General features: G+C 57.1%; 14 protein-coding genes and 1 pseudogene. 5 read left to right on the top strand and 10 right to left on the bottom strand.

Annotated features, from left to right (window positions below):
- Window positions 1-14 precede the first annotated feature (14 nt).
- From C2U54_RS04915 to dnaA, 10 genes and pseudogenes are all read right to left on the bottom strand, one after another.
- Window positions 15-1,352: pseudogene (locus C2U54_RS04915) on the bottom strand (MFS transporter).
- Window positions 1,353-1,437: 85 nt separating this feature from the next.
- Window positions 1,438-2,586 carry a galactonate dehydratase gene (gene dgoD, locus C2U54_RS04910; protein ID WP_103177637.1) on the bottom strand — a complete coding sequence of 383 codons (1,149 nt, stop codon included), beginning with the start codon at window positions 2,584-2,586 and terminating at the stop codon, window positions 1,438-1,440.
- Window positions 2,583-3,200, bottom strand: coding sequence for a 2-dehydro-3-deoxy-6-phosphogalactonate aldolase (locus C2U54_RS04905; protein WP_103177636.1), 618 nt, complete (start codon window positions 3,198-3,200; stop codon window positions 2,583-2,585). The genes dgoD and C2U54_RS04905 overlap by 4 nt, the downstream gene beginning before the upstream one ends.
- A complete protein-coding gene (locus C2U54_RS04900) occupies window positions 3,184-4,062 on the bottom strand; it encodes a 2-dehydro-3-deoxygalactonokinase (protein WP_103177635.1) in 879 nt (292 codons plus the stop codon). Before C2U54_RS04900 ends, C2U54_RS04905 begins: the two co-directional genes overlap by 17 nt.
- On the bottom strand, window positions 4,059-4,748 hold the full coding sequence (gene dgoR / locus C2U54_RS04895; RefSeq protein ID WP_103177634.1) for a D-galactonate utilization transcriptional regulator DgoR: 690 nt from the start codon (window positions 4,746-4,748) through the stop codon (window positions 4,059-4,061). The genes C2U54_RS04900 and dgoR overlap by 4 nt, the downstream gene beginning before the upstream one ends.
- Before the next feature lie 250 nt (window positions 4,749-4,998).
- Window positions 4,999-5,811 (bottom strand): sugar-phosphatase, encoded by an 813-nt coding sequence (gene yidA / locus C2U54_RS04890; RefSeq protein WP_103177633.1) that lies wholly within the window; start codon window positions 5,809-5,811, stop codon window positions 4,999-5,001.
- A gap of 193 nt (window positions 5,812-6,004) precedes the next feature.
- Complete coding sequence (gene gyrB, locus C2U54_RS04885; RefSeq protein WP_103177632.1) at window positions 6,005-8,416, bottom strand: DNA topoisomerase (ATP-hydrolyzing) subunit B; 2,412 nt, start codon at window positions 8,414-8,416, stop codon at window positions 6,005-6,007.
- Between the two features lie 28 nt (window positions 8,417-8,444).
- The gene (gene recF, locus C2U54_RS04880) at window positions 8,445-9,518 is read right to left on the bottom strand and encodes a DNA replication/repair protein RecF (protein WP_103177631.1); all 1,074 of its coding nucleotides are present in this window, start codon (window positions 9,516-9,518) and stop codon (window positions 8,445-8,447) included.
- Window positions 9,518-10,621: a DNA polymerase III subunit beta gene (gene dnaN, locus C2U54_RS04875; protein ID WP_103177630.1), complete on the bottom strand. Its 1,104-nt coding sequence runs from the start codon at window positions 10,619-10,621 to the stop codon at window positions 9,518-9,520. Before dnaN ends, recF begins: the two co-directional genes overlap by 1 nt.
- A gap of 4 nt (window positions 10,622-10,625) precedes the next feature.
- On the bottom strand, window positions 10,626-12,026 hold the full coding sequence (dnaA, locus tag C2U54_RS04870; protein WP_103177629.1) for a chromosomal replication initiator protein DnaA: 1,401 nt from the start codon (window positions 12,024-12,026) through the stop codon (window positions 10,626-10,628).
- A gap of 603 nt (window positions 12,027-12,629) precedes the next feature.
- Here dnaA and rpmH point away from each other — a divergent pair.
- The 5 genes from rpmH to mnmE all read left to right on the top strand — a co-directional run bounded on the left by rpmH (window position 12,630) and on the right by mnmE (window position 16,452).
- Window positions 12,630-12,770 carry a 50S ribosomal protein L34 gene (gene rpmH, locus C2U54_RS04860; protein WP_003849659.1) on the top strand — a complete coding sequence of 47 codons (141 nt, stop codon included), beginning with the start codon at window positions 12,630-12,632 and terminating at the stop codon, window positions 12,768-12,770.
- Window positions 12,771-12,786: 16 nt separating this feature from the next.
- Window positions 12,787-13,146, top strand: a complete 360-nt coding sequence (gene rnpA, locus C2U54_RS04855) for a ribonuclease P protein component (protein ID WP_014072458.1) — start codon at window positions 12,787-12,789, stop codon at window positions 13,144-13,146.
- Window positions 13,110-13,367 carry a membrane protein insertion efficiency factor YidD gene (gene yidD / locus C2U54_RS04850; RefSeq protein WP_072036746.1) on the top strand — a complete coding sequence of 86 codons (258 nt, stop codon included), beginning with the start codon at window positions 13,110-13,112 and terminating at the stop codon, window positions 13,365-13,367. The genes rnpA and yidD overlap by 37 nt, the downstream gene beginning before the upstream one ends.
- Window positions 13,368-13,369: 2 nt before the next feature.
- Complete coding sequence (gene yidC / locus C2U54_RS04845) at window positions 13,370-15,013, top strand: membrane protein insertase YidC (RefSeq protein WP_103177628.1); 1,644 nt, start codon at window positions 13,370-13,372, stop codon at window positions 15,011-15,013.
- A 74-nt stretch (window positions 15,014-15,087) separates the two neighbouring features.
- Entirely contained in the window at window positions 15,088-16,452 is a 1,365-nt protein-coding gene (gene mnmE, locus C2U54_RS04840) for a tRNA uridine-5-carboxymethylaminomethyl(34) synthesis GTPase MnmE (protein ID WP_103177627.1), read from the top strand.
- Window positions 16,453-16,476 lie beyond the last annotated feature (24 nt).

Genomic DNA, 16,476 nt, shown 5'->3' with positions numbered 1-16,476 from the left:
AGCATTGCAGGAGATTAGCCTACCCGTTTAACATCGCCCACCAGCAGGATGTAGGAGAGCGCGCCAATCAGGGCCACCGCGGAGATATAGACCAGTGCCGGGCCAAAACCGTAGTCCTGCGCCAGGTAGCCAATCACCAGTGGAACGGTGATCCCGCCCAGGCCGCCAACGAAGTTAAACACCCCGCCGGTCAGACCAATCAGACGCATCGGGGCCAGCGACGACACCAGCGACCAGGTGATGGAGGCAAAGCCATTCCCAAAGAAGGCCACCGCCATCAGGGTCATAATCCATACCGGATCGTTGGTGTAGTTTGCGCCCATGATGCAGGTGGAGATCAGCAGCCCGCAGATGATCGGCGTTTTACGCGCCACGCCGAGGGAGAACCCTTTTTTCACCAGCTTATCCGCCAGCCAGCCGGAGAGCAGCACGCCAAAGAAGGCCGCCAGGAACGGCACGGTGGTCATAAAGCCCGCCTTCAGCGCGGTGATGCCTTTCTCCTGGGTCAGGTAGTTCGGGAACCAGGTCAGGAAGAACCACAGCGTGGAGGTCACCGCAAACTGGCCAAGGTAAACGCCCACCAGCTTACGGTGGAAGACCAGCTTCCAGTCAGCTTTGGTCAGCGGCTGGCGCGCCTCTTTTTTCACTGGCGCATCGCCATCCACCAGACCGCCGCCATCGCGAATATAATCCAGCTCGGCTTTGCTGATGCTTTTGGTCAGGCGCGGCGGCTGATAGACCTTAATCCAGATAAACGACCAGATGATGCCGATCCCGCCGGTGACGATGAACACCCAGTGCCAACTCAGCAGCTCCTGGATCTAGATCAGCAGCGGGGTCAGGAACGCCAGACCAACAAACTGCCCGGAGGTATAGAACCCGACGGCAGAGGCGCGCTCATGTTCAGGGAACCAGCTGGTGACCATGCGGTTATTGGTCGGGAATGCTGGCGCTTCGAAAATACCGGTGATCGCGCGCAGGCCAATCAGCGACATTAAGCCAGTAGCAAAACCCTGGAACAGGGTCGCCACGGACCAGCCGAAAATAGCGATAAAGTAGGTCAGGCGCGAGCCGATGCGGTCGAGGAACCAACCGCCCGGGATCTGGCATAGCGTATAGAGCCAGGCAAACGCCGAGAAGACGTAGCCCATCTCCGCTTTGGTAATGCCGAACTCCTCCTGAATATGGGCCGAAGCCACGGCAAGGTTGGCGCGGTCGACATAACAGATGACCACGGTAATAAAGATCATCATCAGCGTCAGGTAGCGGCGACGCCCGGTTTTGGTAGCTGTAACTGGAATATCCATCGCAATCTGTCTCCAGATTTTGGGCATAGCGAGGCCGCTCACCATGCCCTGTAATTTACAGAGGGTTATATTTTTGTCTGTGAGATTGTTGCCCGGTGGCGCTGCGCTTACCGGGCCTACGGCGTGGTGATCACCATTCCGCTACGCTGCCGTCCTCGTGACGCCATAACGGATTACGCCAGTCCGGCGCATTTTTACTCAGCTCAATGACTTTGGCTTCGTCGATCTCCACGCCAAGGCCCGGCTTCGTTAACGGTTTGAAGAAACCGCCTTCCATGCTGAAGTCTTCTTTATTCTTCACAAAGTCGAGCAGTTCCGCGCCCTTGTTATAGTGAATGCCCATACTCTGCTCCTGGAATACCGCGTTGCGCGAGACAAAGTCCACGTGCAGACAGGCTGCCAGCGCAATCGGGCCCAGCGGGCAGTGCGGTGCCAGGGCCACGTCATAGGCTTCTGCCATCCCGGCAATTTTGTAGCATTCGGTGATGCCGCCCGCGTGGGAGAGGTCCGGTTGCAGGATCGCAATCCCGCCCGCTTCCAGCACGCGTTTAAACTCGAAGCGCGAGAACATGCGTTCGCCCGCCGCGATCGGAATGTGCGTCTGCTCCGCCAGTTTCGGGTAGTACTCGGCCTGCTCGGCCAGCACCGGCTCCTCGATAAACAGCGGACGGTACGGCTCCAGTTCTTTGATCAGCAGTTTCGCCATCGGCGCGCTGACGCGACCGTGGAAATCGAGACCAAACTCAATCTCGTTGCCGAAGGCTTCACGGATTTGCGCCACGGTATTTACCGCGCGATCCACCGCCCGCGAGTTATCAATCACGCCCATCTCTTCGCAGCCGTTAAGTTTGAAGGTGTCGAAACCGATGCTGCGCAGCTTGCTAATGCCGTCGATCACTTCCGCCGGACGGTCACCGCCCACCCAGCTGTAGGCTTTGATTTTGTCGCGTACCAGGCCCCCCATCAGCTGCCAGACCGGGGCGTTCAGCACTTTGCCTTTGATATCCCACAGCGCCTGGTCGATACCGGCGATGGCGCTCATCAGGATTGGGCCGCCGCGGTAGAAGCCCGCACGGTACATCACCTGCCACAGGTCGTTAATACGCGCCGGATCCTGACCAATCAGATATTCGCCCAGCTCATGCACCGCCGCTTCAACGGTGCGCGCACGGCCTTCAATCACCGGCTCGCCCCAGCCAACCACCCCTTCGTCGGTTTCGATTTTCAGGAACATCCAACGCGGCGGTAAACGGTAGGTGGTGAGTTTGGTTATTTTCATTGCATTGCCTCTCGATACGCTTTTACAAATGCTGCCGCCTGCTGTGCGGTACGCTCAATGGACTGCCCGGCGCGATAGAGATCGCTACCCAGACCGGCCCCTACACAGCCCGCGTTCATCCACTGGGCCAGGTTTTCGGGCGTGACGCCGCCCACGGCAAAGACCGGTACGCTGGCGGGCAACACCGCTTTCAGCGCTTTGATGTAATCCGGGCCAAAGGCCGACGACGGGAAGATTTTGAGCGACTGTGCGCCCGCATCGAGAGCGGTAAAGGCTTCTGTCGCCGTGGCGCATCCGGGACAAACCGTCATGCCGTAGCCCACAGCGCGGCGGATCACCTCAGGGTTGATATTGGGCGTCACAATGAGCTTACAGCCCATCTTCGCCAGGCTGTCCACCTGCTCCGGCTGTAATACGGTCCCCGCGCCGATCAGCGCTTTGTCACCAAACGCATCCACGACCGCCGGAATGCTTTTTTCCCATTCCAGGGAGTTGAGCGGGATTTCCACCGCGTCGAACCCGGCGTCGATCACCGCACCAACGTGGGCAATGGCCTCGTCAGGGGTGATGCCGCGCAGAATCGCGATAAGGGGAAGATTAGTTTGCCACTGCATGAGCGATGCTCCTTATTCCTGCCTGAAATGCCGTGTCGCCCTCCACCGCCGCCACGTCACGCCCGATGGCGTGGAACGCCTGGCGGTAACGAGCGGTCAGCGATGAACCCGCGACGAGGGTGATGGACTGCTGCCCGGCGAACTGTTCGCTCAGGGTGGCGACTTCTGCGCCAATCAGCAGGCCCGATAAAAATTCGCTCACATGCTCGCGGGGAAGGGTTCCCAGCACGTGCGAGGCGCGAACCTCAAAAAGCTGCGGCAAAACGGCGGGGGAAGCGATCCCACGCTCAAGCCCGGCGGCAAATGCTTCCGGCGAGGCTGTCTGCTCCGGCAGCCCCGCCCCCACCAGCGAATGCTTCAGCAGTAAATGGTGTAATTCGCCGGTCATCACGGTGCGAAAATCAGCGATCTGCTCAGCATCGGCTTGCACCCATTTGCAGTGCGTACCGGGCATGACATAGACAGAAGAAGGAGAGAGCGTGCGCGCGCCGAGGAGTTGGGTTTCTTCACCGCGCATCACATTGTGATTATCGTCGCAGGAGACGCATAGCCCCGGAATTATCCAGATATTGTCGCCAACAGACGTTAACTGTTCGCCAATAGCGGAGAAACAGGCAGGAACCGGCAGATATGGTGCAACCTTCCAACCCACGTTGCTGCCAACCATGCCTGCCATTACCACCGGCGTGGCGCCGTCGCGCCAGTTTTGTGTCACCTCTGCTAACACCGCTTCAGGAGATTTACCGTTCAGGCGCGTGACGCCTGCTTCTGATTGCCTGCTCTCCAGGCACTGCTCGCCCTGGTAGAGCCAGGCGCGCAGATTGGTCGATCCCCAGTCAATTGCGATGTAGCGAGATGTCATGTGATTTCCTTCAGCCTTCGTGTCGAGCTGGCGATCATGGTGAGCGCCGCCTGCTCTGCCGCATCGCTGTCCTGATGGCGTATCGCATCGAACAGCGCTTTATGTTCCTGGAGCGTCTTCGGCATGTTGGCCTCATCACCCATCCAGGTTCGTTCAAAAACTGCTCGCTGTAACGAGCTGATCGCCACGCTAAGCTGCTGTAGCACCGGGTTATGCACCGACTGCAACACCGCCTCGTGGTAGCGAATATCCGCCTCGTTAAAGGCGTCCCGATCCTGGTTATTGGCGATCATATCGTTCAGGGCCGCCTCAATTTGCGCGAGGTCGCCAGAGGTTGCGCGTTCCGCCGCCCAGCGGGCTATTGCCGGCTCCACCAGGTTTCGCACCTCGCTCATCGCGCCAATCAGCCGTGGGTCGTAGTCGTTTTCCAGCACCCACTGCAAAACCTCGGTATCGAGGTAGTTCCACTGGTTACGCGGGGCAACAAAGGCGCCGCGATAACGCTTCATTTCAATCAGCCGCTTCGCCATCAGCGAACGGAACACTTCCCGGATGATGTTGCGTGAGGTTTCAAACTCCTCACACAGCTCTGCCTCGGCGGGCAGCGGTGACCCAGGAACGTACTTGCCACCCACGATTTGAGTGCCCAGCGTGATGACGATGCGATCGGTTTTATTGAGAGTCATGGAGAGTCCTTGTGCTCTGTAGGTCCGCCCCTACTTTACCGCGACCGCTGAATTTCGCCTCAATTTTGCAGTACAAACGTGATGCCATTCGTCATTGCTGTGGTCGTAATGTAGTACAATCACATTGTGTTGTACTACAATCCAGATCACAAAAAGAGCAATCAGTGAAAGGAATGTTAAAGAAAGGTTCTTGAGGGGATAAAAAAACCCGCAACGAGTGCGGGTTCGGGAGCGCGTATTTTGCCAGGCTTTAATTCAGCACAAACTTCTCAATCGCGTAGGCCACGCCATCTTCGAGGTTAGATTTAGTGACGAAGTTAGCCACCTCTTTCACCGACGGGATCGCGTTCTCCATCGCCACGCCTAAGCCAGCATATTCCAGCATCGCAATGTCGTTTTCCTGATCGCCGAGCGTCATGATCTCTTCCGGCTTGATCCCCAGCGTTTCGGCCAGCGACTTCACGCTGGTGCCTTTATTGACGCGTTTATCGAGGATTTCGAGGAAGTACGGCGCACTTTTCAGCACGGTGTACTTCTCTTTTACCTCATCCGGAATGCGGGCGATGGCCTGGTCGAGAATGGCGGGCTCATCGATCATCATAACCTTCAGGAACTGGGTTTCGGGATCCATTTTTTCCGCTTCGCAGAACACCAGCGGGATGGTGGCGACGTAGGATTCATGTACCGTGTAGTAGCTGATGTCGCGGTTCGCGGTGTACAGCGTGGTGCGGTCGAGGGCGTGGAAGTGCGAGCCTACCTCGCGGGAGAGTTGTTCCAGATAGCGATAGTCTTCATAGCTCAGCGCCGTCTGCGCCACCGTGCTGCCATCGGCCGCTTTCTGCACCAGCGCACCGTTGTAGGTAATGCAGTAATCTCCTGGCTCGTTCATGTGCAGCTCTTTCAGGTAGTTATGCACCCCCGCATATGGGCGACCGGTGCAAAGCACCACGTTCACGCCCTTCTCCCGGGCTGCGGCAATCGCATTTTTAACGGCAGGAGAGATGGTGTGGTCTGGCAGCAGCAGCGTGCCGTCCATATCGATTGCAATGAGTTTGATAGCCATGAGATCCCCGGTTGGAATGAGTCTTTCCTCATGCTAGCGCGATTCCGCTCAAAAAACACGGTAAGAAAGGGGATGGGGTCTGGAGAGGAAATTCCTCTTTTGCATCTAAAGAAAAGCCCGGTGACGCTGACGCGTACCGGGCCTACGAAACCTGTAGCCCCGGTAAGCGCAGCGCCACCGGGGAACAAACGGCTTAGATGTCAATATTCGCCGCTTTCAGGGCGTTCTCTTCGATGAAGGCGCGACGGGGTTCAACCGCATCGCCCATCAGGGTAGTGAACAGCTGGTCGGCAGCAATCGCGTCCTTAACGGTAACCCGCAGCATGCGGCGGCTTTCCGGATCCATGGTCGTTTCCCACAGCTGATCCGGGTTCATTTCGCCCAGACCTTTATAGCGCTGAATGGAGAGGCCACGACGGGACTCTTTCACCAGCCACTCCAGCGCCTGCTCGAAGCTGGCAACCGGCTGACGGCGTTCGCCACGTTCGATGAACGCATCGTCTTCAATCAGGCCACGCAGCTTCTCGCCGAGGGTGCAGATACGACGGTATTCCGCGCCGGTCACGAACTCATGCTCCAGCGGATAGTCAGTATCCACGCCGTGGGTACGCACGCGGATCACCGGCTCGAACTGCTGGGCGGCGTTCTGCTGAATATCGAACTTCCACTGGCTGCCGTGCTGCTCGTTCTCGTTCAGCTCGCTGACCAGGGTATTTACCCAGCGGGTCACCGCCTGCTCGTTATCGAGATCGGCTTCGTTCAGGGTCGGCTGGTAAACCAGCGCCTTCAGCAGCGCTTTTGGATAACGGCGCTCCATGCGGCCAATCATCTTCTGGGTGGCGTTGTACTCGGAGACCAGACGCTCCAGCGGCTCGCCCGCCAGCGCCGGGGCGCTTGAGTTGGCGTGCAGGGTGGCGCCATCAAGAGCAATAGCGATCTGGTACTGATCCATCGCCTCGTCATCTTTGATATACTGCTCCTGCTTGCCTTTTTTCACCTTGTAGAGCGGCGGCTGGGCAATGTAGACGTGGCCACGCTCAACGATCTCCGGCATCTGACGGTAGAAGAAGGTCAGCAGCAGGGTACGAATGTGCGAGCCGTCGACGTCCGCATCGGTCATGATGATGATGCTGTGATAGCGCAGCTTGTCCGGGTTGTACTCGTCGCGGCCAATACCGCAGCCCAGGGCGGTGATCAGGGTTGCTACTTCCTGAGAGGAGAGCATCTTGTCGAAGCGCGCTTTCTCAACGTTGAGGATTTTACCCTTCAGCGGCAGGATCGCCTGGTTCTTACGGTTACGGCCCTGCTTCGCAGAACCGCCCGCAGAGTCCCCTTCCACAAGGTACAGTTCGGACAGCGCCGGGTCGCGTTCCTGGCAGTCCGCCAGTTTGCCCGGCAGGCCTGCTAAGTCCAGCGCGCCTTTACGACGGGTCATTTCACGGGCTTTACGCGCCGCTTCACGGGCACGCGCCGCATCGATAATTTTACCGACGACGATTTTGGCGTCGGACGGGTTTTCCTGCAGGTAGTCGCTCAGCAGCTCGTTCATCTGCTGTTCAACCGCCGATTTCACCTCAGAGGAGACCAGCTTGTCTTTGGTCTGGGAGGAGAACTTCGGATCCGGTACCTTCACGGAGACAACGGCAATCAGGCCTTCACGGGCATCGTCACCGGTGGCGCTGACTTTCGCTTTTTTGCTGTAGCCTTCTTTGTCCATGTAGGCGTTCAGGGTACGGGTCATCGCCGTACGGAAGCCGACCAGGTGCGTACCGCCGTCGCGCTGCGGAATGTTATTGGTGAAGCAGTAGATGTTTTCCTGGAAACCGTCGTTCCACTGCAACGCCACTTCCACGCCGATACCATCTTTTTCGGTGGAGAAATAGAAGATATTTGGGTGAATTGGCGTTTTGTTCTTGTTCAGATACTCAACGAACGCCTTGATACCACCTTCGTAATGGAAGTGGTCTTCTTTGCCGTCGCGCTTGTCGCGCAGGCGAATCGAGACGCCGGAGTTCAGGAATGACAGCTCGCGCAGACGCTTCGCCAGGATGTCATATTCGAACTCGGTCACGTTGGAGAAGGTTTCGAGGCTCGGCCAGAAACGGACCGTGGTACCGGTTTTCTCCGTCTCGCCCGTTACCGCCAGCGGTGCCTGCGGCACGCCGTGGGTATAGACCTGACGGTGAATTTTACCTTCGCGGTTGATCACCAGCTCCAGCTTCTGCGACAGGGCGTTAACGACAGAGACGCCCACGCCGTGCAGACCGCCGGACACTTTATAGGAGTTATCATCGAACTTACCGCCCGCGTGCAGAACGGTCATGATCACTTCCGCCGCAGAGACGCCCTCTTCCGGGTGGATGCCGGTCGGAATGCCACGGCCATCATCCTGTACGGAAACAGAGTTATCGGCGTGGATGGTGACGATAATGTCTTTACAGTGACCCGCGAGCGCTTCGTCGATAGCGTTATCTACCACCTCGAATACCATGTGGTGCAGACCGGTGCCGTCATCCGTGTCGCCGATATACATACCCGGGCGCTTACGCACCGCATCCAGCCCTTTCAGGACTTTGATACTGGAGGAGTCATAAGAATTCGACATCAACGTTTCTCGCTCATTTATTCTTGGGTTAATCCGTTATTTTACCCTTTTCCACGTTAAACATCTTCGAATTTTCGTCCGACATGTCTATTACGTGTTCAGCGCTAATCGCACTGACGAAAACCTGCGACTGCGTGGCTTTTAAGCGGCTGGCAAGCAGCCCGCGCCGCGCGTCGTCAAGTTCCGAGGCAAAATCATCAATCAGATACAGACAGCGTCGCCCGCTCTCACGGGTTAAGTACTCGCCCTGCGCCAGGCGCAGGGCGCACATCAGAAGTTTAAGCTGCCCGCGTGATAAGGTGTCTTCCACCGGCGCGCCATCGGCACGAATGCGGAAATCCGCCTTGTGCGGGCCATGCGCGGTGTAGGTCAGCATGCGATCGCGCTCGAAGCTTCGCTCCAGCACCTCGGCATAATCTGTCTCTTTCTCCCAGCCGCGCTGGAAGGAGAAGCTCAGGGAGAACTCGGGTAAAAACTGCTGGCAGGTGTCCGCCATGTCTTCCGCGATCCCGGCGCTGTACTCCGCACGCCAGCGGCTAATCTGCTCCGCCAGCGGGATCAGCTCTTTATCCCACGCCCGCAGTTGGGCGTAGCGGGTCACCTGGCGCAGCGCGGCATTGCGCTGTTTCAGCAGCCGCTTGAGGTTACTCCAGGCGGTAAAAAAGCCCGCTTCGTTATGGAAGCATCCCCAGTCGAGGAAGGCTCTTCTGTATTTGGGGCCGCCGTTGAGTAAAGTAAACCCCTCGGGGGTGATTAGCTGCATGGGCATCAGCAGCGCCAGCTCGGCCACTTTGTGCCCGTCGGTGCCGTCGATGCGTACCTTGCTGTCACCGTGCTTGTCTTTGGTCAGGCCGATGGCGGTCTCGTGCTCTTCGCCCCGTAAACGGCCATGAAGCACAAACGCGTCCTGCTCGTGGCGAATGACGCGGCCAATCTGCAAACTGCGAAACGCCCGGCCATGGCCGAGCGTATAGATGGCTTCCAGCACGCTGGTTTTGCCGCTGCCGTTGGCGCCAACCAGGAAGTTAAAGCCGGGGGATAAAGCAAGATCCGCGCTTTCGATATTGCGAAAGTCGCGGATCAACAGGCGGGTGAGCGACATTACAGTCTCATTGGCATGACAACATAAGCCGCACTCTGGCTGGCAGCATCTTCAATTTGTACGCTCGACACGGAGTCGGTCAGCAGAATACGCACGTTCTCGCACTTCAGCGCGTTCAGCACATCCAGCACGTAACTGACGTTAAAGCCGATTTCCATCTCGGTGCCTGCGGCATAGGTGACATCCAGAATCTCTTCGGCCTCTTCCTGTTCCGGGTTGTTGGCCGTGATCTTCAGCTGGTTTTCGCTCACATACAGACGCACGCCGCGGAACTTCTCGTTGGAGAGGATTGCCGCGCGGGCAAAGGCCTGCTTGAGGATATCGCAGCCCGCTTCCAGCGTTTTGTCCGGGTTCTTCGGCAATACGCGGCGATAGTCCGGGAAACGGCCATCTACCAGCTTGGAGGTAAAGATGAAGTCGCCCACGTGAGCGCGGATATTGTTGCTGCCAATCTGCACGCGCAGCGGGGTTTCACCGCCGTCGAGCATACGCATCAGTTCAATCACGCCTTTACGCGGTACGATCACCGAATGGTTCGGCAGCGTCACGCCAACCGGCATGGAGCAGACCGCCAGGCGGTGACCGTCGGTGGCAACGGTACGCAGCTCTTCCCCTTCGGTTTCGAACAGCATACCGTTTAAGTAGTAGCGAACGTCCTGATGCGCCATAGAGAACTGGGTAGCTTCAATCAGGCGTTTCATGGTGGCCTGTGGCAGGGTGAATTCGACTTCACTCTGCCAGTCGTCCAGGTTCGGGAAGTCAGCAGCAGGCAGCGTAGAGAGCGAAAAACGGCTGCGGCCAGAGCGCACCAGCATACGGTCGCCTTCCAGCTGCACGGCAATCTCTGCCCCTTCAGGCAGTCCGCGGCAGATATCAAAGAACTTACGCGCCGGAACGGTGGTTGCGCCCGCTTCGTGAGGCTGAGAAAGCGTCACACGTGCGACCATTTCCATCTCGAGATCGGTCCCGGTCAGCGACAGCGTGCCGTCTGCCACCTGCAGCAGCAGGTTACCAAGAATAGGCAGCGTCGGGCGGCCGCCTAATGGGCCACTCACCTGTTGCAGCGGTTTTAATAAATGTTCACGTTCAACGGTAAATTTCATAGCATCACGATGATAATGTTCTGATTAAATTGGAGAAGTCTTCTTTTATGTCGTGGCTTTCTTCACGCAGCTGCTCGATCTTACGGCAGGCGTGCAGCACGGTGGTATGGTCACGGCCACCAAACGCATCGCCGATCTCCGGCAGACTGTGGTTGGTTAATTCCTTTGCCAGCGCCATCGCCATCTGACGCGGTCTCGCCACCGAGCGGGAACGACGTTTAGACAGCAAATCTGCCACTTTAATTTTGTAGTACTCCGCCACCGTCTTCTGAATATTGTCGATGGTGACCAGTTTTTCCTGCAGCGCCAGCAGATCGCGCAGCGCCTCACGCACGAAATCGATGGTGATCGCCCGTCCGGTAAAGTTGGCGTTAGCAATAACGCGGTTCAGTGCGCCCTCAAGCTCACGAACGTTGGAACGCAGACGCTTGGCGATAAAGAACGCCACCTCACCCGGCAGACGAATGTCGTTCTCGTCGGCCTTTTTCATCAGGATCGCCACGCGGGTTTCCAGCTCCGGTGGCTCGATCGCCACGGTCAGGCCCCAGCCGAAGCGCGATTTCAGACGATCTTCAACCCCGTTGATCTCTTTTGGATAGCGATCCGAGGTCAAAATGATCTGCTGATTGCCTTCCAGCAGCGCATTGAAGGTGTGGAAAAACTCTTCCTGGGATCGTTCTTTATTGGCAAAGAACTGGATGTCATCGATCAGCAGCGCATCAACGGAACGGTAATAGCGTTTAAACTCTTCGATCGCATTGTTTTGCAGGGCTTTTACCATATCCTGAACGAAGCGCTCGGAGTGCATATACACCACTTTGGCATTGGGCTTACGCGCCATAATGCCATTGCCTACCGCATGCAGCAGGTGCGTTTTACCCAGACCGGTACCGCCATAAAGGAACAGCGGGTTATAGGCGCCGCCCGGGTTATCCGCCACCTGGCGCGCCGCCGCGCGGGCCAGCTGGTTCGATTTACCTTCGACGAAGTTATCAAAGGTGTGTTTGACGTTAACGTTAGAGCGGTAGGTTGGCTCTGCCGGTGCCGGGACGTTATCCCAGCCCGCACGCGGCGCAGGCGCGACGCGCGGCATCTGAACCTGCGCGGTCTGCGCGGGCGCAGCGGCGACGTTAACGGTCTCTTTGAGGGTTTGGGTGACCGGTTTAGTGCCCACTTCAAAACGCAGCTGTGGGGCATCGGCACCGCAAAATTCGTTTAGCAGTCCGTTGATGTTATTGAGGTATTTGTCCCTGACCCAATCGAGCACAAAACGGTTTGGCGCATACAAAGCCAGCGTGTTATCGCTCAGTTCCGCCTGCAACGGGCGGATCCACATACTGAATTCTGTGGCTGGTAACTCATCCTGCAATCGGGCAAGACACTGCTGCCAAAGCGAAAGTGACACGGCGGACTCCACTCGAACAAAAAAGAAAGCTATTGAATAGTCATGATTGTAGACACACGTCGAAAGAACCCGGCGTTTAGGGGGACGTGCGAACCGCTGTCTGCGGTTTTTTTTACCTGCTCTGGATCCTGGGATCGCGATCAGGACCGCGGATCATAGCCTAAACTGAGCCAGAGATCTTCTGTTTCTCACAGTTTCTTCCCGATTTATCCACAGGAGGATCGAAACGGGGTAAGTGTAAACGATCCTGGCGAAGCGACCCCGCGATTTAGGCCGCATATTGGAAAAATTAATGAGTAGCGACAAATTTTTGCTTAAATGATCTAACGAAGATCCTGGACGATCCTTGCGATTTGCCCGGGAGCCCGTATAATTCCCCACCCGGCGCGTGGGACTCGATTTCCTGCGTCTGACGCTGCTCAATTTGCACGCTAAAAACGTGCGGAAAGACGCGGGAAATAAGGAAAGAGAATTGACTCCGGAGTGTACAATTATTACAATCCGGCCTCTTTAATCACCCATGGCTTCGGCGTCCATCGTTCGTTATTCGTTCGGACTCCACAAAAAGTCATTGAATTTATTCAAGTTTAGGTAGAAATCGCCATGAAACGCACTTTTCAACCGTCTGTACTGAAGCGCAACCGTTCTCACGGCTTCCGTGCTCGTATGGCTACTAAAAATGGTCGTCAGGTTCTGGCACGTCGTCGTGCTAAAGGCCGTTCACGTCTGACCGTTTCCAAGTAATTAAGCTAACCCCTGAGTGGTTAAGCTAGCATTTCCCAGGGAGTTACGTTTGTTAACTCCCACTCATTTCACTTTCGTCTTCCAGCAGCCACAACGGGCTGGCACGCCGCAAATCACCATTCTCGGCCGCCAAAATTCGCTGGGGCATCCCCGTATCGGTCTCACTGTCGCCAAGAAAAACGTTAAGCGTGCGCATGAACGCAATCGGATTAAACGTCTGACGCGTGAAAGCTTCCGTTTACGTCAACATGAACTGCCTTCTATGGATTTCGTGGTGGTGGCTAAAAAAGGGGTTGCCGACCTCGATAACCGTGCTCTCTCGGAAGCGTTGGAAAAATTATGGCGCCGCCACTGTCGCCTGGCTCACGGGTCCTGATCGGCCTTATCCGGGTCTATCAACGCCTGATTAGTCCGCTACTCGGGCCACACTGCCGTTTCAGACCGACCTGTTCGCAATACGGAATTGAGGCATTGCGCAGGTTTGGAGTGATAAAAGGCAGTTGGTTGACGGTGAAACGCGTATTAAAATGCCACCCTTTACACCCAGGTGGAGACGACCCCGTCCCTCCAGGACCTTTTGATACCAGAGAACACTAACGATGGATTCGCAACGCAATCTTCTTATCATCGCTTTGTTGTTCGTGTCTTTCATGATCTTCCAGGCTTGGGAGCAGGACAAAAATCCTCAACCTCAGCAGCAGGTCACGCAGACAACGACCACCGCAGCGGGTAGCGCCGCCGACCAGGGCGTACCGGCCAGTGGCCAGGGGAAACAGATTACGGTTAAGACCGATGTGCTTGAGCTGACTATCAACACCCGTGGTGGTGATATTGAGCAGGCGCTGCTGTTGACCTACCCGAAAGAGCTGAAGTCTTCCGAACCTTTCCAGCTGCTGGAAACCACGCCTGAGTTTATCTATCAGGCACAGAGCGGCCTGACCGGTCGTGATGGCCCGGATAACCCGGCTAACGGTGCGCGTCCGCTGTATAACGTAGACAGCGATACCTTTGTGCTGGCCGATGGTCAGAACGAAATCACCATTCCGCTGACCTACACCGACGCCGCGGGTAACACCTTCACCAAAACCTTCACCCTGAAACGCGGTGAGTTTGCGGTAAACGTGGGCTATAACGTACAGAACGCCGGAGCGAAGCCGCTGGAAGTGTCGACCTTTGGTCAGCTGAAGCAGTCCATCAATCTGCCGTCGCACCGCGACACCGGAAGCAGCAACTTCGCGCTGCACACCTTCCGCGGCGCAGCGTACTCTACGCCAGACGCGAAATACGAGAAATACAAGTTCGACACCATCGCCGATAACGAAAACCTGAACGTCAGCTCCAAAGGCGGCTGGGTTGCGATGCTGCAGCAGTATTTCGCTACCGCGTGGATCCCGAATAACGACGGTACCAACAACTTCTATACCGCGAACCTGGGTAACGGTGTTGCCGCTATCGGCTATAAGTCTCAGCCGGTTCTGGTTCAGCCGGGTCAAACCGGTACGCTGGCCAGCACCCTGTGGGTCGGCCCGGAAATCCAGGACAAAATGGCTGCCGTGGCGCCGCACCTGGACCTGACCGTAGACTACGGTTGGTTGTGGTTCATCTCTCAGCCGCTGTTCAAGCTGCTGAAGTGGATCCACAGCTTCCTGGGTAACTGGGGCTTCTCCATCATCGTTATCACCTTTATCGTTCGTGGCATCATGTACCCGCTGACCAAAGCGCAGTACACCTCCATGGCGAAGATGCGTATGCTACAGCCGAAGATTCAGGCGATGCGTGAGCGTCTGGGCGATGACAAGCAGCGTCAGAGCCAGGAGATGATGGCCCTGTACAAAGCCGAGAAAGTGAACCCGCTGGGTGGCTGCTTCCCGCTGCTGATCCAGATGCCTATCTTCCTTGCGCTCTACTACATGCTGATGGGCTCCGTTGAGCTGCGCCACGCGCCGTTCGCGCTGTGGATCCATGACCTCTCCGCACAGGACCCGTACTACATCCTGCCGATCCTGATGGGCGTGACGATGTTCTTCATCCAGAAGATGTCGCCGACCACCGTGACCGACCCGATGCAGCAGAAGATCATGACCTTTATGCCGGTCATCTTCACCGTGTTCTTCCTGTGGTTCCCGTCAGGTCTGGTGCTGTACTATATCGTCAGCAACCTGGTAACCATCCTTCAGCAACAGCTGATCTACCGTGGTCTGGAAAAACGTGGCCTGCATAGCCGCGAAAAGAAAAGCTCCTGATCCCAAGTAGGCTGTAGCTAAAATAAAGGCGGTCATCAGACCGCCTTTTTTATTGCGTTAAGAAGAGACAAACCATGAGCCATAACGACACTATCGTCGCCCAGGCAACCCCACCGGGACGCGGTGGTGTGGGCATTCTGCGTATCTCCGGCCTGAAGGCGCGCGAGGTAGCAGAAGCGGTGCTGGGTAAACTGCCAAAGCCACGCTATGCCGATTATCTGCCCTTTAAAGATAGCGACGGAACGGCGCTGGACCAGGGCATCGCACTCTGGTTCCCGGGCCCGAACTCCTTTACCGGCGAAGATGTGCTCGAACTGCAGGGCCACGGCGGGCCGGTGATCCTCGACCTGCTGCTGAAACGCATTCTGACCCTGCCGGGCGTACGCATCGCTAAACCGGGCGAGTTCTCCGAGCGGGCGTTTCTGAACGACAAGCTGGATCTGGCCCAGGCAGAAGCGATTGCCGACCTGATCGACGCCAGCTCCGAGCAGGCCGCGCGCTCGGCGCTGAACTCGCTGCAGGGCGCCTTTTCCGCGCGCGTTAACCATCTGGTGGAAGCACTTACTCACCTGCGCATCTACGTGGAAGCAGCCATTGATTTCCCGGATGAGGAGATCGACTTCCTCTCCGATGGCAAAATCGAAGCCCAGCTTAACGCGGTGATGAACGATCTCGACGCGGTACGTGCCGAGGCGCGTCAGGGCAGCCTGCTGCGCGAAGGGATGAAGGTGGTGATTGCTGGTCGCCCTAATGCCGGGAAATCGAGCCTGCTGAATGCCCTGGCGGGGCGCGAAGCGGCAATTGTTACCGACATTGCTGGTACCACCCGCGACGTGCTGCGGGAACATATTCATATCGATGGTATGCCGCTGCATATCATCGACACCGCGGGCTTACGCGATGCCAGTGACGAAGTGGAGCGCATCGGTATCGAGCGCGCCTGGCAGGAGATCGAGCAGGCCGACCGGGTGCTGTTTATGGTCGACGGGACTACCACCGCCGCCGTTGACCCGGCCGAGATCTGGCCAGACTTTATCGCCCGCCTGCCGGCAAAACTGCCGATCACCGTGGTGCGTAACAAAGCGGACGTCACCGGCGAAACGCTGGGTATCAGCGATGTGAATGGTCACTCACTTATCCGTCTGTCGGCGCGCACCGGCGAGGGTGTGGATGAGCTGCGCAACCATCTGAAGCAGAGCATGGGCTTTGATACCAGCATGGAGGGCGGCTTCCTCGCCCGTCGTCGCCATCTGCAGGCACTGGAAGAGGCGGCACAGCATCTGGATCAGGGTAAAGCGCAGCTGCTCGGCGCCTGGGCCGGAGAGTTGCTGGCAGAAGAGCTGCGTCTGGCGCAGCAGGCGTTAAGCGAGATCACCGGGGAGTTTACCTCGGACGATCTGCTGGGTCGCATCTTCTCCAGCTTCTGCATCGGGAAATAAACCCGTTGCAGTTAACTGCAAAAA

The organism is Leclercia sp. LSNIH1 (assembly GCF_002902985.1).
Classification (GTDB): Bacteria; Pseudomonadota; Gammaproteobacteria; order Enterobacterales; family Enterobacteriaceae; genus Enterobacter.
Note: the sequence above shows the minus strand (reverse complement) of the source record. Positions and strands in the feature narration are given on the sequence as shown.

Coding starts and splice junctions, on each gene's coding strand:
- dgoD (WP_103177637.1), bottom strand. CDS start 2,586: ATGAAAATAACCAAACTCACCACCTACCGTTTACCGCCGCGTTGGATG.
- C2U54_RS04900 (WP_103177635.1), bottom strand. CDS start 4,062: ATGACATCTCGCTACATCGCAATTGACTGGGGATCGACCAATCTGCGC.
- yidD (WP_072036746.1), top strand. CDS start 13,110: ATGGCGCCGCCACTGTCGCCTGGCTCACGGGTCCTGATCGGCCTTATC.
- yidC (WP_103177628.1), top strand. CDS start 13,370: ATGGATTCGCAACGCAATCTTCTTATCATCGCTTTGTTGTTCGTGTCT.
- C2U54_RS04905 (WP_103177636.1), bottom strand. CDS start 3,200: ATGCAGTGGCAAACTAATCTTCCCCTTATCGCGATTCTGCGCGGCATC.
- recF (WP_103177631.1), bottom strand. CDS start 9,518: ATGTCGCTCACCCGCCTGTTGATCCGCGACTTTCGCAATATCGAAAGC.
- yidA (WP_103177633.1), bottom strand. CDS start 5,811: ATGGCTATCAAACTCATTGCAATCGATATGGACGGCACGCTGCTGCTG.
- rpmH (WP_003849659.1), top strand. CDS start 12,630: ATGAAACGCACTTTTCAACCGTCTGTACTGAAGCGCAACCGTTCTCAC.
- dgoR (WP_103177634.1), bottom strand. CDS start 4,748: ATGACTCTCAATAAAACCGATCGCATCGTCATCACGCTGGGCACTCAA.
- mnmE (WP_103177627.1), top strand. CDS start 15,088: ATGAGCCATAACGACACTATCGTCGCCCAGGCAACCCCACCGGGACGC.
- gyrB (WP_103177632.1), bottom strand. CDS start 8,416: ATGTCGAATTCTTATGACTCCTCCAGTATCAAAGTCCTGAAAGGGCTG.
- dnaN (WP_103177630.1), bottom strand. CDS start 10,621: ATGAAATTTACCGTTGAACGTGAACATTTATTAAAACCGCTGCAACAG.